This is a genomic window from Psychrobacter piscatorii (assembly GCF_001444505.1).
In the GTDB taxonomy this organism is placed as follows: domain Bacteria; phylum Pseudomonadota; class Gammaproteobacteria; order Pseudomonadales; family Moraxellaceae; genus Psychrobacter; species Psychrobacter piscatorii_B.
Genome location: NZ_LNDJ01000082.1, coordinates 1 through 25,012 on the forward strand (window position 1 = coordinate 1; position 25,012 = coordinate 25,012).

General features: G+C 45.6%; 23 protein-coding genes. 17 read left to right on the forward strand and 6 right to left on the reverse strand.

Going from position 1 to position 25,012, the window contains the following annotated elements; translation table 11 throughout:
- The first annotated feature begins 407 nt into the window (after window positions 1–407).
- Together glyA and AS194_RS08880 are read left to right on the forward strand one after the other, a co-directional pair.
- Complete coding sequence (glyA, locus tag AS194_RS08875; RefSeq protein ID WP_058025157.1) at window positions 408–1,664, forward strand: serine hydroxymethyltransferase; 1,257 nt, start codon at window positions 408–410, stop codon at window positions 1,662–1,664.
- Window positions 1,665–1,758: 94 nt separating this feature from the next.
- A complete protein-coding gene (locus AS194_RS08880) occupies window positions 1,759–2,217 on the forward strand; it encodes a hypothetical protein (protein WP_058025158.1) in 459 nt (152 codons plus the stop codon).
- Window positions 2,218–2,392: 175 nt separating this feature from the next.
- On the opposite strand, the gene AS194_RS08885 is transcribed toward AS194_RS08880, so the two are convergent.
- The 5 genes from AS194_RS08885 to AS194_RS08905 form a co-directional block, all read right to left on the reverse strand.
- The gene (locus AS194_RS08885; protein ID WP_058025159.1) at window positions 2,393–3,091 is read right to left on the reverse strand and encodes a ZIP family metal transporter; all 699 of its coding nucleotides are present in this window, start codon (window positions 3,089–3,091) and stop codon (window positions 2,393–2,395) included.
- Window positions 3,092–3,257: 166 nt separating this feature from the next.
- Window positions 3,258–4,532 (reverse strand): sodium/glutamate symporter, encoded by a 1,275-nt coding sequence (gene gltS / locus AS194_RS08890; RefSeq protein WP_058025160.1) that lies wholly within the window; start codon window positions 4,530–4,532, stop codon window positions 3,258–3,260.
- Between the two features lie 123 nt (window positions 4,533–4,655).
- Window positions 4,656–5,045 (reverse strand): barstar family protein, encoded by a 390-nt coding sequence (locus AS194_RS08895; RefSeq protein WP_227511620.1) that lies wholly within the window; start codon window positions 5,043–5,045, stop codon window positions 4,656–4,658.
- A 1-nt stretch (window position 5,046) separates the two neighbouring features.
- Entirely contained in the window at window positions 5,047–5,790 is a 744-nt protein-coding gene (locus tag AS194_RS14085) for a ribonuclease domain-containing protein (RefSeq protein WP_058025161.1), read from the reverse strand.
- 123 nt (window positions 5,791–5,913) lie between these two features.
- A complete protein-coding gene (locus AS194_RS08905) occupies window positions 5,914–7,215 on the reverse strand; it encodes a glutamate-5-semialdehyde dehydrogenase (RefSeq protein WP_058025162.1) in 1,302 nt (433 codons plus the stop codon).
- A gap of 400 nt (window positions 7,216–7,615) precedes the next feature.
- Between AS194_RS08905 and AS194_RS08910 the strand changes: the two genes are divergently transcribed.
- The 11 genes from AS194_RS08910 (at window position 7,616) to AS194_RS08960 (ending at window position 19,986) form a co-directional block, all read left to right on the forward strand.
- The gene (locus AS194_RS08910; protein ID WP_058025163.1) at window positions 7,616–7,915 is read left to right on the forward strand and encodes a hypothetical protein; all 300 of its coding nucleotides are present in this window, start codon (window positions 7,616–7,618) and stop codon (window positions 7,913–7,915) included.
- A gap of 354 nt (window positions 7,916–8,269) precedes the next feature.
- The gene (locus AS194_RS08915; protein WP_058025164.1) at window positions 8,270–9,067 is read left to right on the forward strand and encodes an ABC transporter ATP-binding protein; all 798 of its coding nucleotides are present in this window, start codon (window positions 8,270–8,272) and stop codon (window positions 9,065–9,067) included.
- A gap of 305 nt (window positions 9,068–9,372) precedes the next feature.
- Window positions 9,373–10,173: a transporter substrate-binding domain-containing protein gene (locus tag AS194_RS08920; protein ID WP_186475148.1), complete on the forward strand. Its 801-nt coding sequence runs from the start codon at window positions 9,373–9,375 to the stop codon at window positions 10,171–10,173.
- A gap of 131 nt (window positions 10,174–10,304) precedes the next feature.
- Window positions 10,305–11,210 (forward strand): transporter substrate-binding domain-containing protein, encoded by a 906-nt coding sequence (locus AS194_RS08925; RefSeq protein WP_058025166.1) that lies wholly within the window; start codon window positions 10,305–10,307, stop codon window positions 11,208–11,210.
- A gap of 68 nt (window positions 11,211–11,278) precedes the next feature.
- Complete coding sequence (locus AS194_RS08930; RefSeq protein WP_058025167.1) at window positions 11,279–12,208, forward strand: ABC transporter substrate-binding protein; 930 nt, start codon at window positions 11,279–11,281, stop codon at window positions 12,206–12,208.
- 457 nt (window positions 12,209–12,665) lie between these two features.
- Window positions 12,666–13,400 carry an ABC transporter permease gene (locus tag AS194_RS08935; protein ID WP_058025168.1) on the forward strand — a complete coding sequence of 245 codons (735 nt, stop codon included), beginning with the start codon at window positions 12,666–12,668 and terminating at the stop codon, window positions 13,398–13,400.
- 12 nt (window positions 13,401–13,412) lie between these two features.
- On the forward strand, window positions 13,413–14,138 hold the full coding sequence (locus AS194_RS08940) for an ABC transporter permease (RefSeq protein WP_058025169.1): 726 nt from the start codon (window positions 13,413–13,415) through the stop codon (window positions 14,136–14,138).
- A gap of 192 nt (window positions 14,139–14,330) precedes the next feature.
- Entirely contained in the window at window positions 14,331–14,960 is a 630-nt protein-coding gene (locus AS194_RS08945) for a fumarylacetoacetate hydrolase family protein (RefSeq protein WP_058025178.1), read from the forward strand.
- Between the two features lie 334 nt (window positions 14,961–15,294).
- Window positions 15,295–17,520, forward strand: coding sequence for a PhoX family protein (locus AS194_RS08950; protein WP_058025170.1), 2,226 nt, complete (start codon window positions 15,295–15,297; stop codon window positions 17,518–17,520).
- Window positions 17,521–17,781: 261 nt separating this feature from the next.
- Window positions 17,782–19,275 carry an alpha/beta fold hydrolase gene (locus AS194_RS08955; RefSeq protein WP_058025171.1) on the forward strand — a complete coding sequence of 498 codons (1,494 nt, stop codon included), beginning with the start codon at window positions 17,782–17,784 and terminating at the stop codon, window positions 19,273–19,275.
- Between the two features lie 48 nt (window positions 19,276–19,323).
- Complete coding sequence (locus tag AS194_RS08960; RefSeq protein WP_058025172.1) at window positions 19,324–19,986, forward strand: hypothetical protein; 663 nt, start codon at window positions 19,324–19,326, stop codon at window positions 19,984–19,986.
- Window positions 19,987–20,091: 105 nt separating this feature from the next.
- Here AS194_RS08960 and AS194_RS08965 read toward each other — a convergent pair whose 3' ends face one another.
- A complete protein-coding gene (locus AS194_RS08965) occupies window positions 20,092–21,072 on the reverse strand; it encodes an Hsp33 family molecular chaperone HslO (protein ID WP_058025173.1) in 981 nt (326 codons plus the stop codon).
- A gap of 407 nt (window positions 21,073–21,479) precedes the next feature.
- Here AS194_RS08965 and AS194_RS08970 point away from each other — a divergent pair, with 407 nt between their 5' ends.
- From AS194_RS08970 to AS194_RS08985, 4 genes are all read left to right on the forward strand, one after another.
- Window positions 21,480–22,463, forward strand: coding sequence for a glutamate/aspartate ABC transporter substrate-binding protein (locus AS194_RS08970; protein WP_152978627.1), 984 nt, complete (start codon window positions 21,480–21,482; stop codon window positions 22,461–22,463).
- An 89-nt stretch (window positions 22,464–22,552) separates the two neighbouring features.
- Complete coding sequence (locus tag AS194_RS08975) at window positions 22,553–23,299, forward strand: amino acid ABC transporter permease (protein WP_058025175.1); 747 nt, start codon at window positions 22,553–22,555, stop codon at window positions 23,297–23,299.
- Window positions 23,296–23,967 carry an ABC transporter permease subunit gene (locus AS194_RS08980; protein WP_058025176.1) on the forward strand — a complete coding sequence of 224 codons (672 nt, stop codon included), beginning with the start codon at window positions 23,296–23,298 and terminating at the stop codon, window positions 23,965–23,967. Before AS194_RS08975 ends, AS194_RS08980 begins: the two co-directional genes overlap by 4 nt.
- 174 nt (window positions 23,968–24,141) lie before the next feature.
- A complete protein-coding gene (locus tag AS194_RS08985) occupies window positions 24,142–24,873 on the forward strand; it encodes an amino acid ABC transporter ATP-binding protein (RefSeq protein ID WP_058025179.1) in 732 nt (243 codons plus the stop codon).
- Window positions 24,874–25,012: the final 139 nt, after the last annotated feature.

Below are 25,012 nucleotides of genomic sequence, written 5' to 3' on the forward strand. Positions count from 1 at the left end.
CCATGGTCGAATGTTCAACACGCCCTATTTAATTGGCTATTTATCTGTGTTATATCGCCATTTAATTTGCTCATCTTCAGGTAGGCTTTTTTGCGCTCATCGCACAATTTTTCATGTTACACTTACGCTTTCGCAATGCTATCGATGCCGCTGTATATCGATTTTATTGACGGATCGGTCAAGTTAATGCAGGCCAACTGCCTGTGTTTATTCTTATGTTAATTTTTACTGATAGTCGCCATTCACAATCATGGTCGTACCATAAAACAGCTGGCAAAAGAGCAGCGTGCACAAGTACCTAGCATACTTTGAGCAACGTCGATGCAGTGTTCGTTTGATTGTGGGCAAGCTATCAGCTTCTTTTTAATGATACTTTTTCAATGACAGTCACTACTTAGGACATTATTATGTTTAAAGACATTTCTATCAAAGAGTTTGATCCGACCCTTGCTGAAGCGATGGCTGCAGAAAGCGTTCGTCAAGAAAATCACATCGAGTTGATTGCCTCTGAAAACTACTGCTCACAAGCAGTGATGGAAGCGCAAGGCACTGATTTGACCAACAAATACGCTGAAGGCTATCCTGGTAAGCGTTATTATGGTGGCTGTGAGCATGTCGATGTCATTGAACAATTGGCCATTGACCGTGCAAAAGAGCTGTTCGGTGCTGAGTATGTCAACGTCCAGCCACATTCAGGCAGCCAAGCAAACTCTGCTGTATTTTTAGCGTTGCTAGAAGCCAATGACACGGTACTTGGCATGAGTCTAGACGCTGGTGGTCACTTGACGCATGGCGCGCACATCAACTTCTCAGGTCTGAACTACAATGCCGTACAGTACGGATTGGTCGATGGCACTGGCCTTATTGACTATGATCAAGTAGAGAGCTTGGCACGTGAGCACAAGCCAAAAATGATCATTGCAGGTTTTTCAGCGTATTCACAAGTCGTTGATTGGCAGCGTTTCCGTGACATCGCTGACGAGGTAGGCGCGTATCTATTGGTAGATATGGCACACGTTGCTGGTCTTGTTGCGGGCGGCGTCTATCCAAGCCCAATACCTTTTGCTGATGTGGCCACTACCACCACACACAAAACCCTACGTGGCCCGCGTTCAGGTATGATCTTGTCGCGTGATGAGAAACTTGCTAAAAAGCTAAACTCTGCCGTATTCCCAGGCAACCAAGGTGGCCCGCTCATGCACGTCATCGCGGCAAAAGCGGTTTGCTTTAAAGAAGCGCTAGAAGACAACTTCAAAACTTATCAGCAGCAAGTTGTGAAAAACGCACAAGCCATGGCAAAAGTCATTCAAGAGCGTGGCTATGAGATCATCTCTGGTGGTACTGAAAACCATCTCATGCTGATCAGCCTAGTGAAGCAAGAAATGACCGGTAAAGAAGCCGACAAATGGCTTGGTGATGCACACATCACTGTGAACAAAAACGCCGTACCAAATGATCCAAAATCACCATTCGTCACCTCTGGTATCCGTATCGGTACCCCAGCGATTACTACTCGCGGCTTCAACGAAGCACAAGCGGCTGATTTGGCAGGCTGGATCTGTGACGTGCTAGACAGCCGCGGTGATGAAGCGGTTGCAGCTGAAGTACGCGGTAAAGTAGAAGCAATCTGCAAAGAGCTACCAGTGTACGAAAAAAACCAGTAAGTATTAACTGACTCTATTTGAGAGTTGTATAACAAAAAACCGCTTAGCGTTTGCTAGGCGGTTTTTATTTTTAATCACAGTTAAGGAAGATACGATGTCTATTTCAACAACTATGTCATTTTGCTTTTGTAGTGTTCGCGAGGAAAATTTAATCAGCATACTTGTTGGTGATATGACACTGGATGAGCTAAGAGAAAATCGCGATAACCAATACTTAGATGTGAGACAAGCGTCTCTTGAAAATTATACGGAAGAACTGGTTGAGTTATTGGGAGAGGGGCATTATGCCTTGTGCGATTTGTTGTTTTTGGCAAACAATAGCACCCCGCTGCATGAGCAGCATGACGGTTTATTATACAATGTGGCCGTCGTACCTGAGATCGTCAAAGCGTTTGCCGCGACAGATCTAAAAAAATTGGTACACGATATCGGCTACCACGAAGCAGAGAGCCAAGAAGGTCTAAATACGTTTCGTGAGAATTTAAATCACGTTCACGAGTTATTTAAGTTTGCAGAAGAGAATAAGCTCAACGTGATTGGGTTTACGCTTTAGTGAGTCGATCATGTTGCTGCATGACGCCGCACCTAGATATATTTGAACCGAATGTCAGATAAATAAAAACCGCCCAATATTATTGCTGGGCGGTTTTATTCATTCAAATGATTGTGCGATAAGAGCATGCTCATGCAATAAGGGGCAAATTTAAACCCTACGAATATTTAGAATCTCAGCCACCGAGTTGATTGAGTCCTAATGCCAGCACCAAACCAATAGCAGTGCTGATACCCGCCCAATGGTTGCCATCTTTAAATGCAGACGGAAAAACTTCTGTCGCTAATGAAGCAATCACTGCCCCTGCGGCAAAACAGTCAATTGCACTAATTACTGCATCATCGACATCTTTGAGAAGCGTTTTGCCAATAATAGCTGCTAATGATAATAAAATAGCTGCACCAATCCATAGCATGAGTATTTTTTTGTGACTGCTACCACCATCGCGCATTTGTTTGGCACCGCCTGCGGCTTCTGGGAGATTTGATAATAAAATAGAACCTGCTAGTGCCGCGACTTGTAAAGCGTTACCACCAATCAGCGCGACGCCAAGCGCTAAGTTTTCTGGGATACCATCAAGCGTAATAGCAGCAAGCAAACCTGCCCCGCCTTTGTTTTGCATTTTTTCATCAATCAGATAGTCAATACCTGTAAAGACCACTGCGCCTAACACGGTAAAGGCGACAGTCGTCCACAAACCACTCTCGCCAATCGCAGGTTGAATCATCTCAAGTACCACTGAGCTCATGAGCGCACCACCTGCCAGCGCAAGCAGATTGCCTTGTATCCAGTCAGGCATGTAGCCGTATAGACCCCATAATGCACCAATAATGAGTGCGCCTGAAACCACAAGAATAATGGCAAATACCAACATAAAATGCCTCGATACTTTTAATAAGTTTTAATAATTCTGAGTAATGTCTATTGATACGATGAATGGCGGTGAGATCACATCGTATTTGATAATAATGCTATCACACGATGTGACCCATGCAATCTCCTCAAGATTAATCACGGCTTAAATACGCTCAGACGTAGTATTAAATAAACGGCAACTTGGTGAATATTTGCAATATCGTGGCATTGACGATATCGACAAAGAACGCACCAACCATTGGCACGATTAAGAAGGCTTTCGGCGAGGGAAGATAGCGATCCGTGACTGCTTGCATATTGGCAATCGCTGTCGGGGTAGCTCCCATACCAAAACCGCAATGTCCTGCTGAGAGTACTGCCGCGTCATAGTCTTTGCCCATGACTTTAAAGGTAATGAGGTAGACGTAGATAATCATGATGATGGTCTGTACGATCAATATGACCAATACAGGCCCTGCCAAATCCGTCAACTGCCACAGCTTCAATGACAGTAACGCCATTGCCAAAAACAGACTCAAAGATGCATTACCAAATACATCAATCGAGCGATCAAACATCTCAAAATTGAAGACCATCGTTAACACATTGCGTATGATGACGCCGCCTGCCAGTGCCCAGACAAACGTCGGTAGCTCAAACCATGTGCCCTCAGCCACGAGCGTCATCCCATCGGCAAAAGCCAATGCCCCTGCAAATAGCGCTAATGTCTCGATAGTAGAGGATGCCGTGATAAAGCGCATGCTATCGGGTCTCTCAAAGATGTCTTTATTGCTACCTGCAGTCTCCTCATCATGTTTGGTGCTATATAAAGACTGAGCACTGGCAACTTTTTCGATATCACTGGGATTGGGATCCGCTGGCGTCGGTTTTAGACCCAGTCGGTTAATCAAGCGACGTGCCACAGGACCACCGACGATACCACCAGCGACCAAACCATAAGTCGCAACAGCGATACCAAGCGTCGTCGCACCGACCACACCGTAGTCTTGTTCTAAAGTAATACCCCAAGCACCTGCCGTACCATGACCACCCGTCAGCGCGATAGAGCCTGTGACGAGACCAAGCAGCGGATCAAGCCCTAGCGCACTTGCCATGGCCACGCCAACGACATCTTGGAGCACGATAAAGACGGATACCACGATCGTAAAAATCAATAACGGTGTGCCGCCTGCCTTTAGGCGACTAAAATCAGCACTCAGACCGATAGAAGCAAAGAACATTAGCATAGTGGCGGTCTGTAAGCCTTGATGAAAGTTGAAGCTATATCCCCAAACCATATTGAGAATATAGACCACAATCGCTGCGACTAAGCCACCTGCGACAGGTTCTGGAATATTGAAATCTTCTAAAAATTTAATCCTTTTGACCAAAAAACGCCCCAGTAGTAGCACCAAGGTCGCGAGTATCAGTGTGTAATAACCGTTTAAGGTAATCTCCATAGGTTAATCCTTTGTATAAAATAAATTAACCTGAATTCGGGATAAATATGGCTTTATCTCGAATTCAGGTTTCTATGATGACGAATCGTTGTCGGTGACTATCAGCGCCTCACTCTTTCACCGCTAAGTGTCATTCTCAAAAGGCACAATAATCCACAGTTGCGGCTTACCAAAGTCGCTATAAGCATCTTCGATAATGCTTTTAAAGATATTGAAGTCTTCGGTGTTTATCTTTTTTATTACCGTCAAATCAAGCACTAAGTGCCGCACATCGCTGTCTGTCAGACAGTCCCATGCACTGTCCCAATTGTGTGAGAAATAGCTGGGGAAGTGGCAGGCACGCGCCAGACTCGTCAATAGCGTGGTTTTGTCCAGTGTGTCACACGCGGGTATGGTAACAGCCTGAGTAGGAATGACGGCAGATAGCGCTGTACCGTTTTGGTTAATGGGGTCTTGACTGACATAGTGGATGGCTTGGCTCGTATCTTTCTGATTCATGGCTTCTTGATTCATATTAGGGTACCTCAAGCTTTTGAAAACTGTCATAGTGATCGACGGTTAAGTAATAAACAGTGGGCGGGCGACCACCTGTGACGATACGCCGCGCACCGCGATGGGAGACGCCAGGGGTGGGTACGGTGTATTCGCGGTAGTAGCCTTGCGATTGTGCTGGCAGTCTACCTTCACGATTGTAAAACGTCGTGCCATCTTTATTGGGATAAGGATATGGCCCGCCTTGTTGAATCAGCGCAATCGTTTTATCGATCTGTGCATCGCCCGTGATGCTAGTGGTCGCTGTATCAGTTGTGGCGACTTGACTGGTATTGTCAGACGTATACTGAGATAACGTCGAGCCTAAATCACCAAAGAAGTAGACAGCGACAGCGATAATGGCAATGAGGCTAAATAGGGTGCTGCCTAGGCTTCTCTTGTTGCGAGAGCTATTTTGACGAGTGTTTTGATGGTTGCGATTTGAGGGGCGGCTGTGATTATCTCGTTTGCTATTATTGGGCATCTGCCTTGGTGTATTTGGTGCAGTATCTGGTTCAATGCTAAGTATGGCTGACGTCACTTTGGTGGCACGCAATTGGTTTTTATCATTACGACTACTCGTGAAATAGACACGTCGACCAACCGCTATCGGCTCCGCCAAACTTACTTTGCTAATATGAAAAAACACGTCCTCATCTTGATCATCGACATCGATAAAGCCATAGCCTTTTTCGTGATTCCAATGCTTAATCTTGCCGCTTTGCATGGTGGCACCGCTCCTTATTGTTTAGGTGTCCGTAATATAAATGCCTATGATTATCATAAAAAAAACGCCAGCACAATGGCCGACGTTCTCAAACTCTCGATTCAATCATGAATACAGATTTAGTTATGCACGTACTTCACCATGACCATAGACGATCCATTTTTGTGAGGTCAGTCCCTCAAGACCGACTGGGCCGCGCGCATGGATTTTGTCCGTTGAAATACCAATCTCAGCACCAAGACCATATTCAAAGCCATCAGCAAAACGGCTAGAGGCGTTAATCATCACGCTCGCTGAGTCCACTTCGCGGATGAAGCGTTGCGATTTGGTATAGTTGTCCGTGATGATGACATCGGTATGATGGCTGCCATGTGTATTGATATGCTCAATGGCTTCATCAATACCGTCGACGACTTTTACCGCAAGAATAGGGGCAAGATATTCTGTATCCCAGTCCTCAGAGGTAGCAGCAGACAAGTGACCGTTTAAGGTGATCACATCGGCTAAGATGCTTTGGGCGCTATCGTCTACACGTAGCTGCATGGCATCATCGGCCTCGATAATGGCGGTGGCAATCTTTGGTAATAAATCTTTGGCGATAGAGGCATCAATCAGCAGCGTCTCCATCGTGTTGCACGTACCATAACGATGGGTTTTGGCATTAACACTGACTTTGATGGCAATCTCAGGATCCGCATCGCTATCGATAAAGGTATGGCAGTTACCATCTAGATGCTTGATCACAGGGACGCGGGCGTCGTTGCTAATACGCTCAATCAGACCTTTGCCGCCACGCGGTACGATGACATCTACATATTCAGTCATGGTGATCAGCTCACCAACAGCAGCTCGATCGGTCGTTTGTAATACTTGAACGCTGTGCTCAGAGAGATCCGTGTGGCCAAGGCCTTTTATGATGCATTTGGCAATCGCTTGATTGGATTCAAACGCTTCAGAGCCACCGCGTAAGATGATGGCGTTGCCTGATTTTAGTGCCAGTGAAGCAGCTTCTAAGGTTACGTTAGGACGCGATTCATAAATCATGCCAACGACGCCCAGTGGCACACGCATTTTGCCCAAATGAATCCCTGATGGCTGATAAGTCATATCCGTCACTTCGCCGATTGGATCAGGCAGGCTCGCCACGTCTTTTAGGCCTTGGAGCATAGCGTTGAATCGTGCTTCGTTTAATTCCAAGCGATCGAGCAGAGCGCTATCAAGCTCGTTTTTGTGACCGTTGTCCATATCGATTTTATTGGCTGCCAAAATATCTGGCTTGGCATTGACTAGCTCATCATGAATGGCCATGAGTGCTGAGTTTTTGTCGCCTGTGTTGGCTGCCGCGAGCGCACGAGAAGCGGCTCTGGCTTGCTTGCCAACAGACTGCATGTAGGTGGTAATATCCGTCGTATTTGCTTGACTCATCAATTATTCTCCTTATGTGATATCAGTTTTATATAAATAAAAGCGCCTAAAAAGGCGAAAATTTAGCAAAAAATCAGTTTTGAATGCCTATTTAGCGGTCCATAGGTCATTATGCTATTTAACATAGAGGAGATTGCGGTGATAGTAAAGATGATTTTGTGAACAGAACCCGCTTTACAAAGCATCAAAGTGACTTTACAAAGGGTTGTTTTAAAGCTTATTTCCTAGTGTTTAAAAAGGGTTTCTTCAAATATTTTGTGAGCTGTGTTTACGTGCCTTTAACAGAACTGCGCTGTAAATACTAAGGTAGCTGCGATGTATCATCAGTATAGTAGGCACTAAGAAAACGGCACTATCAATAAATGACGCTGAATCATATGACAAGTAATGGAGAATAACGATGACGACTAAAAACACGACATACAAAAACTGGATGACGGTTGGCTTGGTTGCAGGGGTGCTTGCGCTAAGTGCTTGTAGTAAAGATGAGACACCGATGGAGACGCAAGCGGATACAAGCGTTGACGCCCAAACCAGCGTTGAAGAGAATGCGACAGCAACCAGTTCTGATGACATCGCCGTTGCTACCGCTGATGACAATATGGCTGTCAGTACAGGGGATGATGTGGCTGTGGCAACCGCTGATGAGGCAGAAGTACTGGATGGTACGGAAGATTCAGAGCATGTATCGACGTACTAAGTTTTATGGCGCGCCAAACGCTATGATAGTGTGTTGGTCAATATAGCATTATCAGATAAAACAACGTCTGGCACGTTAAAGTGATAAAATAAAGCCCAGAGCGATAAATATGGTCTGGGCTTTTTTGTGCCAGTCATTTATCCAGTACTGATTAACTGACTGGTTAAACACAAGATTTGCCTTTTTACTGTGCAATAAGAGACAATATGGCATTTTTCTCTTGGCCTGCTCAGGCGTAGCATTAGCATAATAATGCTATAGATGCTGATACTGTATAGCTCTTATTTATAATATACAGCTCTTATTTATTTTTATTCGTGTTTTCACTCATATTTATTGGAAGTCTGCTGAACCATGCTTGATATTGCAAAAAAACCAACTCGGCCTATCGCCTTAGACTTACAAGACATCCATAAAAGCTATGGCTCATTAGAAGTACTCAAAGGGGTATCTCTCACTGCCTATGACGGTGATGTTATCTCTATTTTGGGCTCATCGGGCTCAGGTAAATCAACCTTGCTGCGCTGCATTAATTTGCTCGAAAACCCCAATCAAGGTCGTATCCTGATCGGTAATGAAGAGCTGATGCTCAAACCTGCCAGATCAGGTGAGCTGCAAGCGGCGGATGTGAAGCAGTTAGAGAGCTTGCGTGCCCGGGTTGGGTTCGTCTTCCAGAACTTTAACTTGTGGCCACATAAGACGATCCTACAAAACATCATTGAGGGGCCAACGCAGGTTCTCAAGATCAAAAAAGCCCAAGCGATTAGTGATGCTGAACAACTGCTCGACAAAGTCGGTTTGCTCGATAAAAAAGACGCTTATCCAGCCAACTTGTCTGGTGGTCAGCGTCAGCGCGTGGCCATCGCTCGCGCACTTGCCATGCAGCCGCAAGTGCTATTATTTGATGAGCCAACCTCGGCGCTAGACCCTGAGTTAGTCAATGAAGTACTCGCTGTGATGCGAGAGCTGGCAGAAGAGGGTCGCACTATGCTGATCGTCACTCATGAAATGCGCTTTGCCCGTGAAGTATCAAGCAAAGTGGTCTTTTTGCACCAAGGGGTGGTTGAGGAGATCGGCACACCTGAGCAAGTCTTTGACAATCCTACCTCCGAGCGCGTCAAAGATTTTATGGCCTCGCATCGTCCGCACTAATCCTGTCCAAATCAGAAATCAGATGGTGGTAGAGCCCTACTGACTCTACCGCCATCGAATCCTATCAAATATAAAAATCACTATACCGTAACTATTGTTTATCCTTTATTACTCTATGGTCACTGCAAGTATGCAAAACGTTTGTTTTTGATTTTTTACTCAGGTATTATCAAAAGGTTTATAGTCGGTCAATTTTAACGGCTGTCCATTATTTATTCTGCTATCTATATTGCTTGTCTGTCAGGGACGTCAGAGAACAAAGTATCAGAACCCCATATCCATACCCATCAGAATTTAAGGAACATATGATGTCGAACGCTCGTCTATTGTGGTCATCGATGACCGTCTCTGCTGCGCTCATGCTAAGCGCTTGTAGCCAACCTGCCGATGAAACTACCGAAGCCAATGCCGATGCACCTGCCGCAGAAACCACTGGCCAAACCATCCGCATTGCAACCGAAGGCGCTTATCCTCCATTTAACTATACCAATGCTGATGGTAGCTTAAGCGGTTTTGATGTCGATGTTGCCAATGCTTTGTGTGAGCAGATGCAAGCCAACTGTGAAATCGTAGCGCAGGATTGGGACGGTATTATCCCAGGTCTATTGGCACAAAAATATGATGCCGTTATCGCAGGTATGTCTATCACGGCTGAGCGTCAAGAAAAAGTCGATTTTAGCGAACCGTATTTTGCCAATACGATGGTATGGCTCACCAACACTGATGGCAGCTTTGATCCAATGGCGATCCAAAACGTCACGCTTGGTGGACAGCGTTCTACCACGCCAGGCGCTTATCTACAAGATAACTACGAAGGCAAAGATGGCAATACCGTTCAGCTATATGACAACTACGACAATGCCTACTTGGATCTAAAGTCTGGTCGTAGCGATGCAGTATTGGCCGAAAAAGTCTCTGCCAAATCATGGCTCGCTGACAATAAAGAAGGCTTCGGTATCGTTGGTGATGAGATTGATAACGATGACAATATTGCTATTGCCGTGCGTAAAGGTGATGGACTCAAAGCGGAGTTTGATAAAGCATTGAGCGAAATCCGTAGCAACGGTGAGCTTGCCCGTCTTGAGCAGCAAAACTTTGGTCAATAATGGCTCACTAAAGACTGCTGCGAATACGCGCGCGCCACTGACAAGTACTGAGTAAGTGGCGCTCAATAAGGCATCAAGCAGCACGTAATAAGTGACGATATGGCTGGTAACTATATTAAGGAATAATAGGTATGACACTTTCAATAACATCATCAATGAGCAAAAAAGCCTTGTGGATTGCGCCATTCAGCGCAGCGATGCTAATGCTAGCAGGTTGTAACGATAGCTCAGCACCAGCAGAAAATGCTGAAGCTGATACCGCGACTGAAGCACCTATGAATATCAAAATCGCGACAGAATCAAGCTATAAGCCATTTAGTTATACCGATGCTGATGGCAAACTGATCGGCTACGAGATTGAGTTGGTTGACGCATTATGCGCACAAATGAAAGCAAAATGTGAAGTCATCTCTCAAGATTGGGATGGTTTGATTCCAGGGTTGAATGCACAGAAATTTGATGCAGCCATCGCTGGTATGTCAATCACCCCTGAACGTAAAGAAGTGGTCGACTTCAGTGACCCTTACTTCCATAGTGGTATCATCCTCATTGGTAAAAAAGGTGATGATATCAGCATCGATTCGCTCAAAGGTCAACCAATTGCCTCACAGCGCTCTACCGTGGCCTCACAGTATCTACAAGACGAGCACGCGGATGCTGATATCAAGCTATATGATACTCAAGACAATGCCTACCTAGATCTAACCTCAGGTCGCGCACGTGCGATGATGTCTGATAAAGTCACTGGTATTGACTGGCTAAAAACAGACGCCGGCAAAGACTATGAAGTTAAAGGTGAGGAGATCAGCACCAATGACGATGCGATGGGTATAGCCTTCCGTAAAGGTGACCCACTGATTGCCAAATTCAACACAGCATTGGCTGAGCTAAAAGACAACGGCACTTATGATCAAATCACTGGCAGTTACTTTGGTACCAGCTCGACCGCTGCGGCACAAAAAGCATCGGTCACTGATGGCGTCGATGAAGTCATAGTCGTTGAAGAAGACGCACCAGCTGAAGCGGCAACGAACTAAGACGACGTCTTCTGCATAGACCGTTATTTTCAAAAGTGTTGTTTACCCAAGAAAACCCAAGGATGATCATGAGCAATCACTGTGTTCCAGTCCGTGCTACGACTGGCAAATCTATTATTAGCGCTATGACGAGCAGCCGTCTATCTGTGCCATTACTTACGCTAGCGACTATTTTTACCATCGCTGGCTGTAGCAATAGCCAAGAGAGTGCGGCCGATACCAGTTCTGATACGACCGAAACAAAGGCAACTAAGGATGACGTATTGCGTATTGGTACGGAAGGGGCGTATGCACCTTTTAACTATACCAATGCGGATGGGACACTGGGTGGTTTTGACGTTGAGATAGCCAATGCCATCTGTGCCGATATGCAGGTGACTTGTGAGATTATGGCGCAAGATTGGGACGGTATTATTCCTGGTCTAAAAGCCGGTAAGTATGATGCGATTGTCGCGGCGATGTCCGTTACGCCAGAGCGTGCAGAGCAGGTTAGCTTCACTGATCCATACTTTAGCAATACCTTGGTTTTTTTGGCCAAAAAAGACAGCAGTTTTGACCCTAGTAACCAAAGCGACATCGACGCTCACTCGATTGCCGCACAGCGCTCGACCATCTCATCACAGTGGTTCGAAGACAAGTATCCAAACTCTGACATGAAGCTTTATGATACGTTGAGCAATGCGTTTTTGGATCTAGGATCAAACCGCGTCGATGCGATGATCTCTGATAAGTTGCCTGCGATAGAGTGGCTGAGCTCTCCTGCTGGTAGTAAATATGCACTAAAAGGTGAAGAGATTGATATCAATGATAACTTTGCGATAGCAGTACGCCCAGGCGATCCGCTACAAGCAAAAATCAATCAATCTTTAGCCAATATTAAAGCCAATGGTACTTACGATAAAATCAATCAACAGTATTTTGCTATATCAGAATCTGCGATGCAGACCTCAGATGTAGACGCGCCTGAGCAGCCAGTCACAGAGACCGCCGGTCAGTAATCTTACCAACTGCACGCTACGGCTTTCATAAGAAAGGTTTATAGCCAATAACAGTTGATTGTTTCTTAATAAGAAGGACGTTGCCATGATGGTGACGTCCTTTTTTATTGACTGTCATATCAACGAATACACATTATGAGTGGCTATCAAGGTTGCTCAAATTTAGTCGGTTTATTGTGTGTTTCTAGAGGTAAGTGTCTGTTTAAGTACGGCTTAGACACAGCTTTTACGCGTCAGGATTAACATCACGGCGAGCGAATATGATAAAATCAGCGCTCATTTCTACTGTGTCAATTATCGCAGCGCCAACCGTATTCCTTTGACGTCATTTTTTGGCGCCGACCATCCTTATTGATTTGGTATAAAATACGGTACATAGCCGCGTTCAGCTATTGATGCTGATTCTTTTAACTCATATTTTGCAAATTGCTAATATAAAGAGACTGAGTGGATAATCGTGTTTGACTTACAAGGATTTGGCGCGCTTTTATTAAGCGGCGCTACCGTCACCATACAGCTTGCCATGACCAGTTTAATTATTGGTCTGGCCTTAGGCTTGCTTGGCGCAACCGCAAAGATGTCCAATATCTGGTTGCTGCGTAAGCTTGCGACTGTCTATACTGCGACGATGCGCGGTATTCCTGAGCTGCTATTGGTGCTATTCATTTATTATGGCGGCTCTATCTTATTGATGAGCATCCTCAAAAAGTTCGGCTACAACGACTATGTCGAGATTAGCGCTTTTTGGGGTGGTGTTATGGCGCTGTCGATCGCGTTTGGGGCGTATGCGACTGAGATTTTTCGCATGTCCATTCAAGAGATTCCGATAGGGCAACGAGAAGCGTCGCAAGCGATTGGTATGCGTCCTTTTCAGACCTTTTATCGCATTACATTGCCTCAGGTATGGCAGATTGCATTGCCAGGTTTGGGCAATTTATTTTTGGTACTGCTCAAAGACACTGCGCTGGTGTCGGTCGTGGGTCTCAAAGACATCATGTATCAGTCGTCGCGTGCTGCGCAGTCAACACAGCAGCCGTTTACCTTTTATATGGCAGCCGCGATTATTTATTTGGGTCTGACCATGTTGATTACTGGCTTTATGATGTGGCTTGAGTGGCGCGCCAATCCAGCGGCACGCTATGCTAAAAAGATAAGCCGTCAATCCACTCACAGTCAATCGACCATAGGATAGAGGAGAGATACTATGGATTGGAATTGGCAGGTCATTTTTGATCATATACCTGATTTACTGGGCGGTGCGGTACTGACTGTACAGCTGGTCGTGATCTCAGGTATTGTCGGATTGTTTTTTGGTTTAATTCTAGCGCTGCTGCGCTTGTCGAAGAGCTGGTTAGTACAGATATTGCCATTTCTTTATATTTTCTTTTTCCGCGGTACGCCGCTGCTGGTGCAGATATTCCTGATTTACTATGGTCTCGGTCAGTTCGGGGCGGTGCGTGAGTCGTTTTTATGGGAGCCGGTGCTCAGTCAAGCATACTGGTGTGCCATCATCGCCTTTACGCTTAATACCAGTGCATATCTGGCAGAGATTATACGCGGTGCGATTCAGACGATACCTGTCGGTGAGCTTGAGGCGGCCGATGCGCTTGGTATGTCAAAATGGCAGAAGCTGACACGTGTAACGTTGCCGCGTGCGTTTGGTATTGTGATACCCGCCTACAGCAACGAAGTGATCTTTATGCTAAAAGGCAGTGCGCTCGCATCGACCATCGCGTTGATGGATATTACGGGGGTGGCTCGTACGATTAGTGCGCGTACCTATACGCTAATGGAGCTGTTCTTTGCTGCCGGTATCGTTTATCTTGTGCTGTCATGGGTTATCTTGTTTAGCTTTAGACTGTTTGAAAAACGTATGAACCGACACGTCAGCTATGTGCCACCAGATGTGGTGACCAACACGATTCCGTAGAGAGTCACTAGTCATGAATGGTCGCCAAGATGACAATAAAGGTGACGGTAGACAATATAGTAGGGATTGCTGAAAAATATTTATCATTTATAGGGAGAGTCTAGTATGAGCCAATCGCCACATATGTCATTAGCAAATGCCATCACCGCTGGGGTCAATGAAGAACAGAGCATTGATAACCACAATGAGCGTCTGCGTAGCTCTATTGGCAAAGTCGTCTGCGTGGGGCGTAACTATGCGGCGCATGCAGAAGAGCTTGGCAATGAAGTGCCATCATCACCCATATTGTTTATGAAGCCCGCCTCTTCTGTAGTATCTATTCGTAGTGATGTGGTGCGCCCCAATCCAGAGGTGCTTGGCGAGACGCATTACGAGGCTGAGCTATGTATTCAGCTGTCCACTGACTTGTCTATGGCAACGATTGAAGAGGCACAGCAGGCGATTGGCGGGGTGACCTTGGGGCTGGATTTGACCTTGCGCGATTTGCAAAGCACCCTTAAAGAAAAAGGTCATCCGTGGGAGCGTGCTAAGTGTTTTGATGGGGCATGCGTGCTTGCTGACTGGATCGACCCGCAAGCGTTTGGCAATCTTCAGAATGTACATTATCAGCTCACCATCAATGATAAGCTGGCGCAAGACGGTGATAGTGCTTTGATACTGTTCCCTGTCTATGAGCTGCTGGTCAACATCAGCCATGCTTTTAGCTTACAGGCAGGTGATGTGATTATGACTGGTACACCAAGCGGCGTGGGTGTACTACAAGCAGGCGATAAGCTCAAACTAACATTGGGTGCTCATGAATGGGTAACACAAGTGCAGTAAGCTTGCTAAATGAACCAGTAATAGTCGTCATAAATATCAAAAAGCCCTGAGCCATTGCTGAACTGACCCCCATAAGTTGGACACAACTTATGGGGGTCAGTTCATTCAATTGGGGCTTTTATTTTTTAGACTTTATATATTTTTTCAAAATTTTTTAATACTTATATCTCTCAATAATTGTTTGTACAGTTATTTGTCATCAGTTTGTCATCTATCGTTCAGCGTGCTGTCATAAAGAGTCAGTAGACTTAAGCGGAATTCGTATTTTTGTGGCTGTAATGTGATGCCGCGACCCACTCTCCGCCAATCTAGCCCAATAGCAAGGTGACTGATAATGACATTATTGAATAAAGAACTAGAGCTCGCTCACGAAATCGTTGAAGATTCAAATCCTACTAATAATACTGATTTTCAGACGGTTATTAATCGCCGTCTGAATCGCCGTAGTATTCTAAAAGGTGGTACAGGGTTGACGGCAGCAGCGTTTTTTGGCGCGCTACCTTTGGTTGGTTGTAGTGATGACGATGACAATATCAGCAGTCCTATCGTCGAAGATGACAATGACGCTGCTATTCCGGCGCAGGGTGATTTGAAGCGTCCTGAAACCTTAAAGTTTAAGGCCGTAGCGCACTCAACTGCTGAGACGATGACGGTGGCAGAAGGTTACAAGGCAGAGATGATATTGCCGCTTGGCACGCCGCTCATGCCTGGACTTGCAGATTGGAAGGACAATCGTGAGCAATCGGCAGAATCATTTGAATGGCGCATGGGTGACAACCACGATGGCATGTGGTTCTTTGGCAAAAAAGATAATGCGTACGATGCTAAAGGCTCAGAGAATGGCCTACTGGTGATGAATCACGAATACGTGAATAGTGAGGAGCTAAGCCCGTTTGGCTATTATGTCATCGAAGATAAAGATGCTGCGCCTTTATTTCAACGACGTCGCCTTGCCAGCGATATACGCCGTGAAGTCAACTGCCATGGTGTGGCAGTGGTTGAGATGAAGCGCCGAGCAAATGGCATGGGCTATGAGATGGTGCCAAACTCCAAATACAATCGACGTATCACTAGTAGTACGACCTCACAGCTGGCAGGCCCTGTGGCAGGTTCTGATTTGGTCAAAACCAAGTTTGATCCAACGGGTTTTCAGACGCGCGGCATTAATAATAACTGCGGTGCAGGGTTGTCACCTTGGGGCACGTACTTGACCACAGAAGAGAACTTCTTGGGTGTGTTTGCGCGCGGACAAGATGCCAGTCAGTTAAGCGCCAGTGATAACTATGGTCGCGAGCGTTACGGCGCACCAGAGAACTCTCCAGGCTCTAGATATCTATGGCACACGCCTGATGCAAAAGATGCCACAATCATGGATGAATTTTCGCGCTGGGATATGACCGCTGTTGGTGCAAACGCCACTGAAGATTACCGTAACGGTTTCAATACCTTTGGCTATATCACAGAGATCGACCCGTTTGATCAAAACTCTACGCCGCAAAAACGTACCGCCATGGGTCGATTTGCCCATGAAAACTGTGCCTATGCACCCGTTAAGCAAGGCAAACCTGTGGTATTTTATATGGGTGATGACGCTCGAGGTGAGTATATCTATAAGTTCGTCTCCAAAGCGATGTGGTCAAATGCGGATATCGGTGGCGGGCTAAAAGCTGGTGACAAATACCTGAATGATGGCACGCTATATGTTGCCATATTTAATGAAGATGGCAGCGGTGAGTGGAAAGCACTTGTTCAAGGTCAAAATGGACTAGATGCCTTCAATAGTGCGTTACCATTTAATAGCCAAGATGAAGTGCTGGTCTATGCTCGCGCTGCTGGCGATGCCGCTGGCGCCACCAAGATGGATCGACCAGAATGGGTATCGGTCAGTCCTATGACGGGCGATGTCTATGTGACATTGACCAACAATAAATATCGCGGTGTGCGTGATGACCAACCTTTATCAGCTGCTAACCCGCGTAGCTATCAAGTCAATGGCAAACCAAGTGGTAATGACAACGGTCATATCATTCGCTGGGCAGAGACGGGCGGCGATCATGCCGCAACCAGTTTTGAGTGGGATATCTATCTGTTTGGTGCACCAAGTGATCTGTCCGCAGAGAATTTATCGCAGTTAAGTGCTAGCAATGATCTGTCTTCTCCTGATGGTTTGTATTTTGATCCACGTGGTGTGTTATGGATTCAGACGGATGACGGTGCGTATACCGATACTACCAGCTGTATGCTGCTTGCGGCATTACCGGGCAAAGTCAGCGATGGTACTACCATCACCACGTCAGCAGGACAGCAATCGCGCATTGGCATGCCGGCTAGTAACGACAACATCAAACGCTTCTTTGTCGGCCCTGAAGGCTGCGAAGTCACCGGTATTACCATGGCACCAGACTTCAAAACACTGTTTATCAACATTCAGCATCCAGGTAATACATGGGGTGCGGTCGCTGGCGGTAGTACTCCGCGCTCAGCAACAGTCATGATTACCAAAGAAGACGGCGATGTCATATTGGCGGAATCATTTGAGTCGGCAGCCAGCCCGGCATAGCTCGGTAAGCGCTAGATGACGAATCAGTAGAAAGTAAAAATAGTAGAAAGGCATATTTATTAAAAATCCCAAGTTTCGGCTTGGGATTTTTTCTTTTGATGCATATATTGGATGACGCTTTGATAATAATAAAGATACCGTTTATCAGCCATACGTCTCTTTTGGTCACAAACGAACGCTAAAACTAAATCATTCGCTTCTATTTGCGACTGTTAAAGGATAGTATAGAAAAACTCCCTTTTCGCTAAACGTGCCAATACTATGAGCAGTCAAAATTTGTTTTATAACAACCGTGTTAGTGACAGTAGCGCTCAGAATGATAGCAGTTATACGCGTAATCGCCATGAGCTTGATGCTCATTTTTTCTCAGCTGATAGCGTGCCACGGCATGGTGATTTGTATGAGCAGATAGATCAACTCGAAGCCATCGATATGGATGAGCTGGTCAAATTATTGGCAGACACAGACGACAATGAGGAAACGACCAAAACCCCTGTCTTTTTGGCGGATTTTTTTGAAGGGTTGGCGCAGCTTGCGACCATGGGAGTAGTTGAGATGACTGAGATTGTGGAGTCCATTCATCGTGAAGTCATCTTGCGTCCCTTAGGCCGGTTCAATGATAAGCATCTCAATAAATGGCAGCGCGGTTTCACGGGGCGCATCTATGGCACGATACGTCATATCATGCTCATGGTTGGTAACAATCTGGCCTCGGTACTACGAATATACAAAAACTTCATCGTTCAAAAAACAGCTCAGCCACTACCTGACTCACTAAAAAAGCTGGTCAATGTCATCAATGGTGTCATGGGTGATCATCTGGTCAACAATCAAAATGCCCTCGCAATTCCGATGATGTTGTATACCAAAGAAGGCAAGCCCCAAAATGAGCGGCTATCAGGGCGTATTGTCATTTTGTGCCATGGCTTGTGCATGAGTCATTTAAGCTGGCAGTCGCAAGAAGGCAATGATCTGGGCGAGGCGATTCATATCAGTCAGCCCGATACCACCGTTCTGTACTTAGATTACAATACAGGTCGACGTATCTCTCGCAGCGGTCGTAAATTCTCTCAATTACTACAGGACTTGGTCGATAATAACCCAAATATTACTCAGATAGATTTGGTGGGTCATAGCATGGGCGGCTTGGTGGCGCGCAGTGCGCTGTTTTATGGTGAGCAAGAGCGCCTAGATTGGATAAAGCGCGTGGGCAATCTCATCACCTTAGGTTCACCGCATCATGGCGCAGTGCTTGAGCGTATCGGTAATTATGTGCAAGACATCATCGCCAAGTTGCCATTTGCAGGCTCGCTTGCCAAACTTGGTGATATGAGGAGTGCGGGTATCATTGATCTGCGTCATGGCAGTATTCGTGACGCTGACTGGAAAGCCTTAGAGGGACGCAGCGTATTACCACAAGACTTTCGTCATCCTGCGCGCCTGCCAAGTGGTATCAAAACTTACTTTGTCGCTAGTGCGTTGCTTGAGACGCATTATGATTCTAAGGTGACGGATCTGCTAGGGGACAGCTTGGTATCGGTGGCTTCAGCCTTAGGTGAAGATGATGCTGAACATGCGTTGTTTGTGCCAGATGGTCATAAAGCGATATTCTACGGCGTCAATCATATGAACTTAATTCATAGTAGGCGAGTGCGCGAACAGGTTGTTGAATGGCTGCTCGATAATGGTCTAAGCGACTATGCAGGACGTCCGCGCATACATTCTTATCCTAGAAGTTTGGCTGTGGCGGTGTAGAAAACAGTGGGTATCATTTCGAGTTATCTGCGTTATATGTACTGCGCAATGACGTTTTTATCATCTCAGAAAGTGCTACTGAGAAATGTGTCTTTGCTATTAGGCAGCGCACTCATAGTTACTAGCTGTGCAAAGCCAAATGTACATGGCCCTAATGCTCAAATTAAAGTAGATGTAGATGGTGACAGTTATGTCATTCCCTTAAATTATATTGTTAGACCAGATACGGGTAGTTACGAAAGTTTTGAGACGGATATGGGTCGCGTTTATTTTTTTTGGCCAAGTGGTCGAGGGCTAAACAACAATGACAAAGATCCAAACATTTTTGAACATGACGACGATATCATACAGTTTCGTTGGGCAGCTAGAAACTCAAAAATTGAAGGTGCTGATATACCGACTAGAATAGATAGTATCAAGCAAGAAGAGAATAGAGATTTTGATAAAGATGCTCATGAACTAGAGGCATATATCGGGTCAGGCGATAATCCCTTTATATACTATATAGGAAGTACTTATACAGACGCGCCGATTACGATTCGCTGTATGCCTACAATTAATGAAGACCAAGATAGAATGTGCCAAATGGAGTATATGTATCCTGAGTACAATAACTATGTAAGACTTCAGTTTTCAAAAAAACATTTAGCTGACTGGCAGGCAATCAATACAATGGCGATTGATTATATGAAAAAATGGCATCAAGACTAAAGGTGGCTCAACATAAAAGCAGTCACATACTTTTTAAAATTTCAAAAAACCCCTCAAGTATCACACTTGAGGGGTTTTTGATACAGATGCTTAGTGATAAAAAACTTACTCAGCAAATACCGCTGCTACATCATCTTTGTTGAATTTATAGACTTCACCGCAGAACCCGCAGTCCATCTCAAACGTACCGCCTTGCTCTTCGACGATATCTAACGCTTCTGCTTCGCCGATTTGCTCGATGGCCATCTCACACTTCTCGCGTGAGCACGTGCAACCAAAAGCTAGAGGCGCAGGCTCAGGGGCGACAACGTTTTCTTCGTGATACAAACGATACAGAATCTCGTTAGCATCTAGCGTTGTCAGCTCTTCTGCCTTAACCGTACGCGTCAACACGCTTAGACGTGTCCATAGATCATCGTCGATACCCGCATCTTGGTTCTGCTCAACTTCAGACGTTTCTTCTGCAGTACGCGGTAACATCTGTACCAAGATACCACCCGCTTGCAAGCCATCAGATGCTAGGTTAATGAGCGTTGGAATCTGCGCTGATTGCTTTTGATAATGCGCCAAGCAATCTGCCAGATTGTCATGGCTACGCTCAACGATACCTTGGTACGATTCGCCACCTTCAGGGTGAATATTAATGAACAATACCCCTTGTCCCATAGCACCCAGCTCAGCAAAGGCATCTTTGGCATGGATCATATTGTCCCAAGCCTGCACTTGCTCATCGGTCTCGCCTTTCCAGCTGGCAAGCGCACGGATGATACCGTCTTGATCGCATTCTGCCATCGCCCAATTTAGCAGGCTGTCACTGTCTGATGATTGCAACTGGATAGAGAGACGACCGTTAATTTTGACGGTACTGATAAGTAAACTCGCTGCCGTCAGCATCTCGCCCAATAAGCGTTTGATGGCTTCAGGGTAGGGCTTTTGCGCAATCGTACTGGCGTAGCTGCGCGATAGGCGCACCACATCACCGCGCACGGGCGAGTCTTCAATAAAAAAACGTTGGCGTATGTCGTTGTCGCTATGAGTGCCAGCAGTTTGGCTGTCCGTATTCGGGACTTGAGTATCTTGTGTCATAAGTCATTTGTAGTATTAAGAAGTTGTTAGCTTTATGGGGACTATGGCCAATTTATCAATCGTAGCAACCACAATATTATGATTACAATGTTTTCTTGATTACATGTACCAATGAGGGACAAATCTAGGTATGAATGAGTCAGCTATCTGTCTATTTCTATAGTGATGCAGTAATCAGGAACCAGCGGCTTTTAGGTAAAAAATAAATATATTCCAAAATATCACCTCCTTTAAAAAAAACTTACCATCTAACACAAATTTGTTGTACAGTAACATTGAGTTGCATTGTGACAAACAACAGCAACAACCGTACGGATGCGGGGCAATGAGATCGGTCAATCAGACTCGTGTCTTCAAAGCACTCATTCAATCTTGTGATAAAAGCTTGTGATAAAAGGATGTATTCCATGACCCACTTATTTTCTAAACCGTTGACTTTGGCGGCCTTTATGGCATTGGGCTTAGCTGGCTGTAACAACAGTAGCCAGACCACAGCCGAAGCGCCAGCAGATGACGCCACGACGACAGAAGCTGCTGCCACGGATACCAACGGCACGCTACAAAAAATTAAAGACTCTGGCACCATCGTCGTCGGTCACCGTGACTCCTCTATTCCATTTTCTTATATTGCTGATGATCCTAATCAGCCTATCGGCTATGCCCACGATTTAGAAATGAAAGTCGTTGAAGCCGTTAAGCAAAAGCTAAACATGCCAGACCTCAACGTCCGTTATAACTTAATCACCTCGCAAACGCGTATTCCATTAGTACAAAATGGTACGGTGGATTTTGAGTGTGGCTCAACCACCAACAACGAAGAGCGTCAAAAACAAGTGGCATTCTCTAATGGTTTCTTTGAGATTGGTACGCGTCTGTTGACCAACAAAGACTCTGGTATTCAGAATTTTGAAGACTTAAAAGGTAAAACCCTTGTCACCACGGCAGGTACGACCTCAGAGCGTTATATCCGTCAGTACAATGATGACAACAAAATGGATATGAACATCATCTCAGCAAAAGATCACGGCGAAGCCTTTTTGATGTTAGAAAATGGTCGTGCTGATGCCTTTATGATGGATGATGTGTTGCTCGCAGGCGAAAAAGCCAAAGCAAAAAATCCTGATGAATGGGTTATCGTTGGTGAGCCACAATCGTTTGAGATTTATGGCTGTATGATGCGTAAAGACGATCCTGAATTCAAAGCCGTCGTCAATGAAGCATTAAATAATGTCTTTAGCTCAGGCGAAATCAATAGCATTTATGACAAGTGGTTCTTGAACCCAGTCCCACCGAAAAACGTCAATCTAAACTTTGAGATGTCTGACAACTTAAAAGCGTTGATTGCCAATCCGCATGACGGTGCTCAGCCAAAAACGGCGACCGCTCAATAAGTTCTTTGTCCCTCAATATGGCTTGTCTATAGGTCAGATATTATGTGTCTGACCTATAGGCTTATGAATCGCTGCTCGGAGAGACAACCATGAATTATAGCTGGAACTGGGGCGTGCTCTTTGAGCAAACTGGTATCGGTAACGAGCTTTATATCCATTGGATGATTACTGGTCTTGGCTGGCTGCTATTGATCGGCAGTATCGCATGGGCCATCGCCATGGTCGTGGGTACTATCTTTGGTATCATGCGCACGCTGCCGAGCAAGACGGCTCGTGCTATTGGTACGGCTTATGTGACATTATTTCGCAATATTCCACTGCTAGTACAACTGTTTTTTTGGTTTTACATCGCACCCGGCTGGCTGACGCCAGCAATACAGGAGTGGTGGTATAAGGACTTGTCGCCGAATACCTCAGCCATGCTGTCAGCGAGTATCGGCCTTGGCTTATTTACCGCTGCTCGAATTGTTGAGCAAGTTCGTACAGGGATTGAATCCTTACCTGACGGACAGACCAATGCCGCGTATGCACTGGGTTTTAGCATTCCGCAAGTCTACAAAGAAGTGCTACTACCACAAGCCTTTCGTATTATCTTGCCACCGCTCAGCTCGGAGCTGACCAACTGCTTCAAAAACGCTTCTGTCGCCTCGCTCGTTGGGGTAATGGAGCTGATCAGTCAAACCAAAACCATCAGTGAATACACGCAGAACAGTATTGAGATTTATACCTACGCGACGATTATTTACCTCGTTTTCAATTTATCATTAATTGCTCTGATGGGACTGATCGAGCGTAAATTGCGTGTGCCTGGGCTTATTGCGGGAGGTCAGAAATGAGTATGATGACCGAATTGGCAACAGCCTATCCTGGTTTGATGGGCGGTATGATCACCACCTTAAAAGTGCTGTTCTTGGCAATCATTGGTGGTATTAGTTTGGGTACCGTATTGGCGTTGATGCGCTTGTCTGGTATCAAAGCGCTTGAAGTACCTTCGAGGCTATACGTCAACTATTTCCGCTCAGTGCCGCTGCTATTGGTACTACTGTGGTTTTATTTTGCTGTACCGATGATTTATTTTTGGATAGCAGGCAAGTATCTACAAATCAATGCCGCTTTTGCCTCTTGTGTGGTGGCCTTCATGATGTTTGAGGCTGCCTACTTTTCAGAAGTGGTGCGTGCGGGTATTCAATCGATCGGTAGCGGTCAGGTCAATGCTGCCAAAGCGCTTGGTATGACTTACGGGCAGACCATGCGTCTGGTCATCTTGCCGCAAGCCTTTCGCAAAATGCTACCGCTGATTTTGCAGCAGTGTATTATTTTATTCCAAGATACGACGTTGGTATTCGCCATTGGTTTGACCGACTTTTTTCGCGCCGCCTACGTCCGCGGTGAGCTCATGGGCTTACTCACCCCTTATATCTTAGGGGCGGGCGCTATCTACTTCGTGATTAGTTTGAGTGCGTCGATTGGCGTGCAGCAGCTACAAAAGCGTTTGCGGTTTTAATAGATATCTCGCTTGGGACTTTGAGCGTTAAGATTGTGGTTTGGTATTTTGATTTAATTTTTAAACGACGGTTATCGATAATAATGTGGTTAGGAGCCAGTAATGAGTAATGCTGATACATACATAAATTCCTTTGGTGGGCTGGTTACTAACAATGGCCATGCGACGGATGAAATGGTCATTCAAATGTCCAATGTCAGCAAATGGTACGGCGACTTTCAGGTACTAACTAACTGTACTGCCCACGTGCATAAAGGGGATGTGGTCGTGGTTTGTGGCCCTTCAGGTAGTGGTAAGTCAACGCTGATTAAGACCGTTAATGGGCTTGAGCCTTTTCAAAAAGGTAAAATCATGGTCAACGGCATCTCTGTCGGTGATTCAAAAACAAATCTGCCTAAACTACGTAGCCGTGTCGGCATGGTGTTTCAGCATTTTGAATTGTTTCCGCATTTGACCATTATTGACAATTTGACAGTGGCTCAGATTAAGGTCTTGGGGCGTAAAGAGAGTGAGGCCAAGCAAAAAGCGATGGCGTATCTAGACCGCGTTGGTCTGACGGTACAAGCGGCAAAATACCCAGCCGAGCTCTCTGGCGGTCAGCAGCAGCGTGTGGCGATTGCACGCGCACTGGCTATGGATCCTGTGGCGATGCTCTTTGATGAGCCAACCTCAGCGCTCGATCCTGAGATGATTCAAGAGGTGCTTGACGTCATGGTCGAGCTGGCGCGTGAGGGCATGACCATGATGTGCGTGACCCATGAGATGGGTTTTGCCAGTCAGGTTGCCAATCGTATTATCTTTATGGATGAAGGGCATATCGTTGAGAACTGTAGTAAAGACGAATTCTTTGAAGGGGCGAAAAGTGATCGTGCGCAGATGTTCTTATCGAAGATTTTGAATCATTAATCACCTTGGCTGTATTGATGCTAGTGCTTCAAACATAAATGAAATCATCAATAAAGAGCGTCTATTAATAGGCGCTTTTTTATGGGCGTTAATCTAGCAATTTGATTTATATTCAATCAATATTAAAAGTGGTACAAGG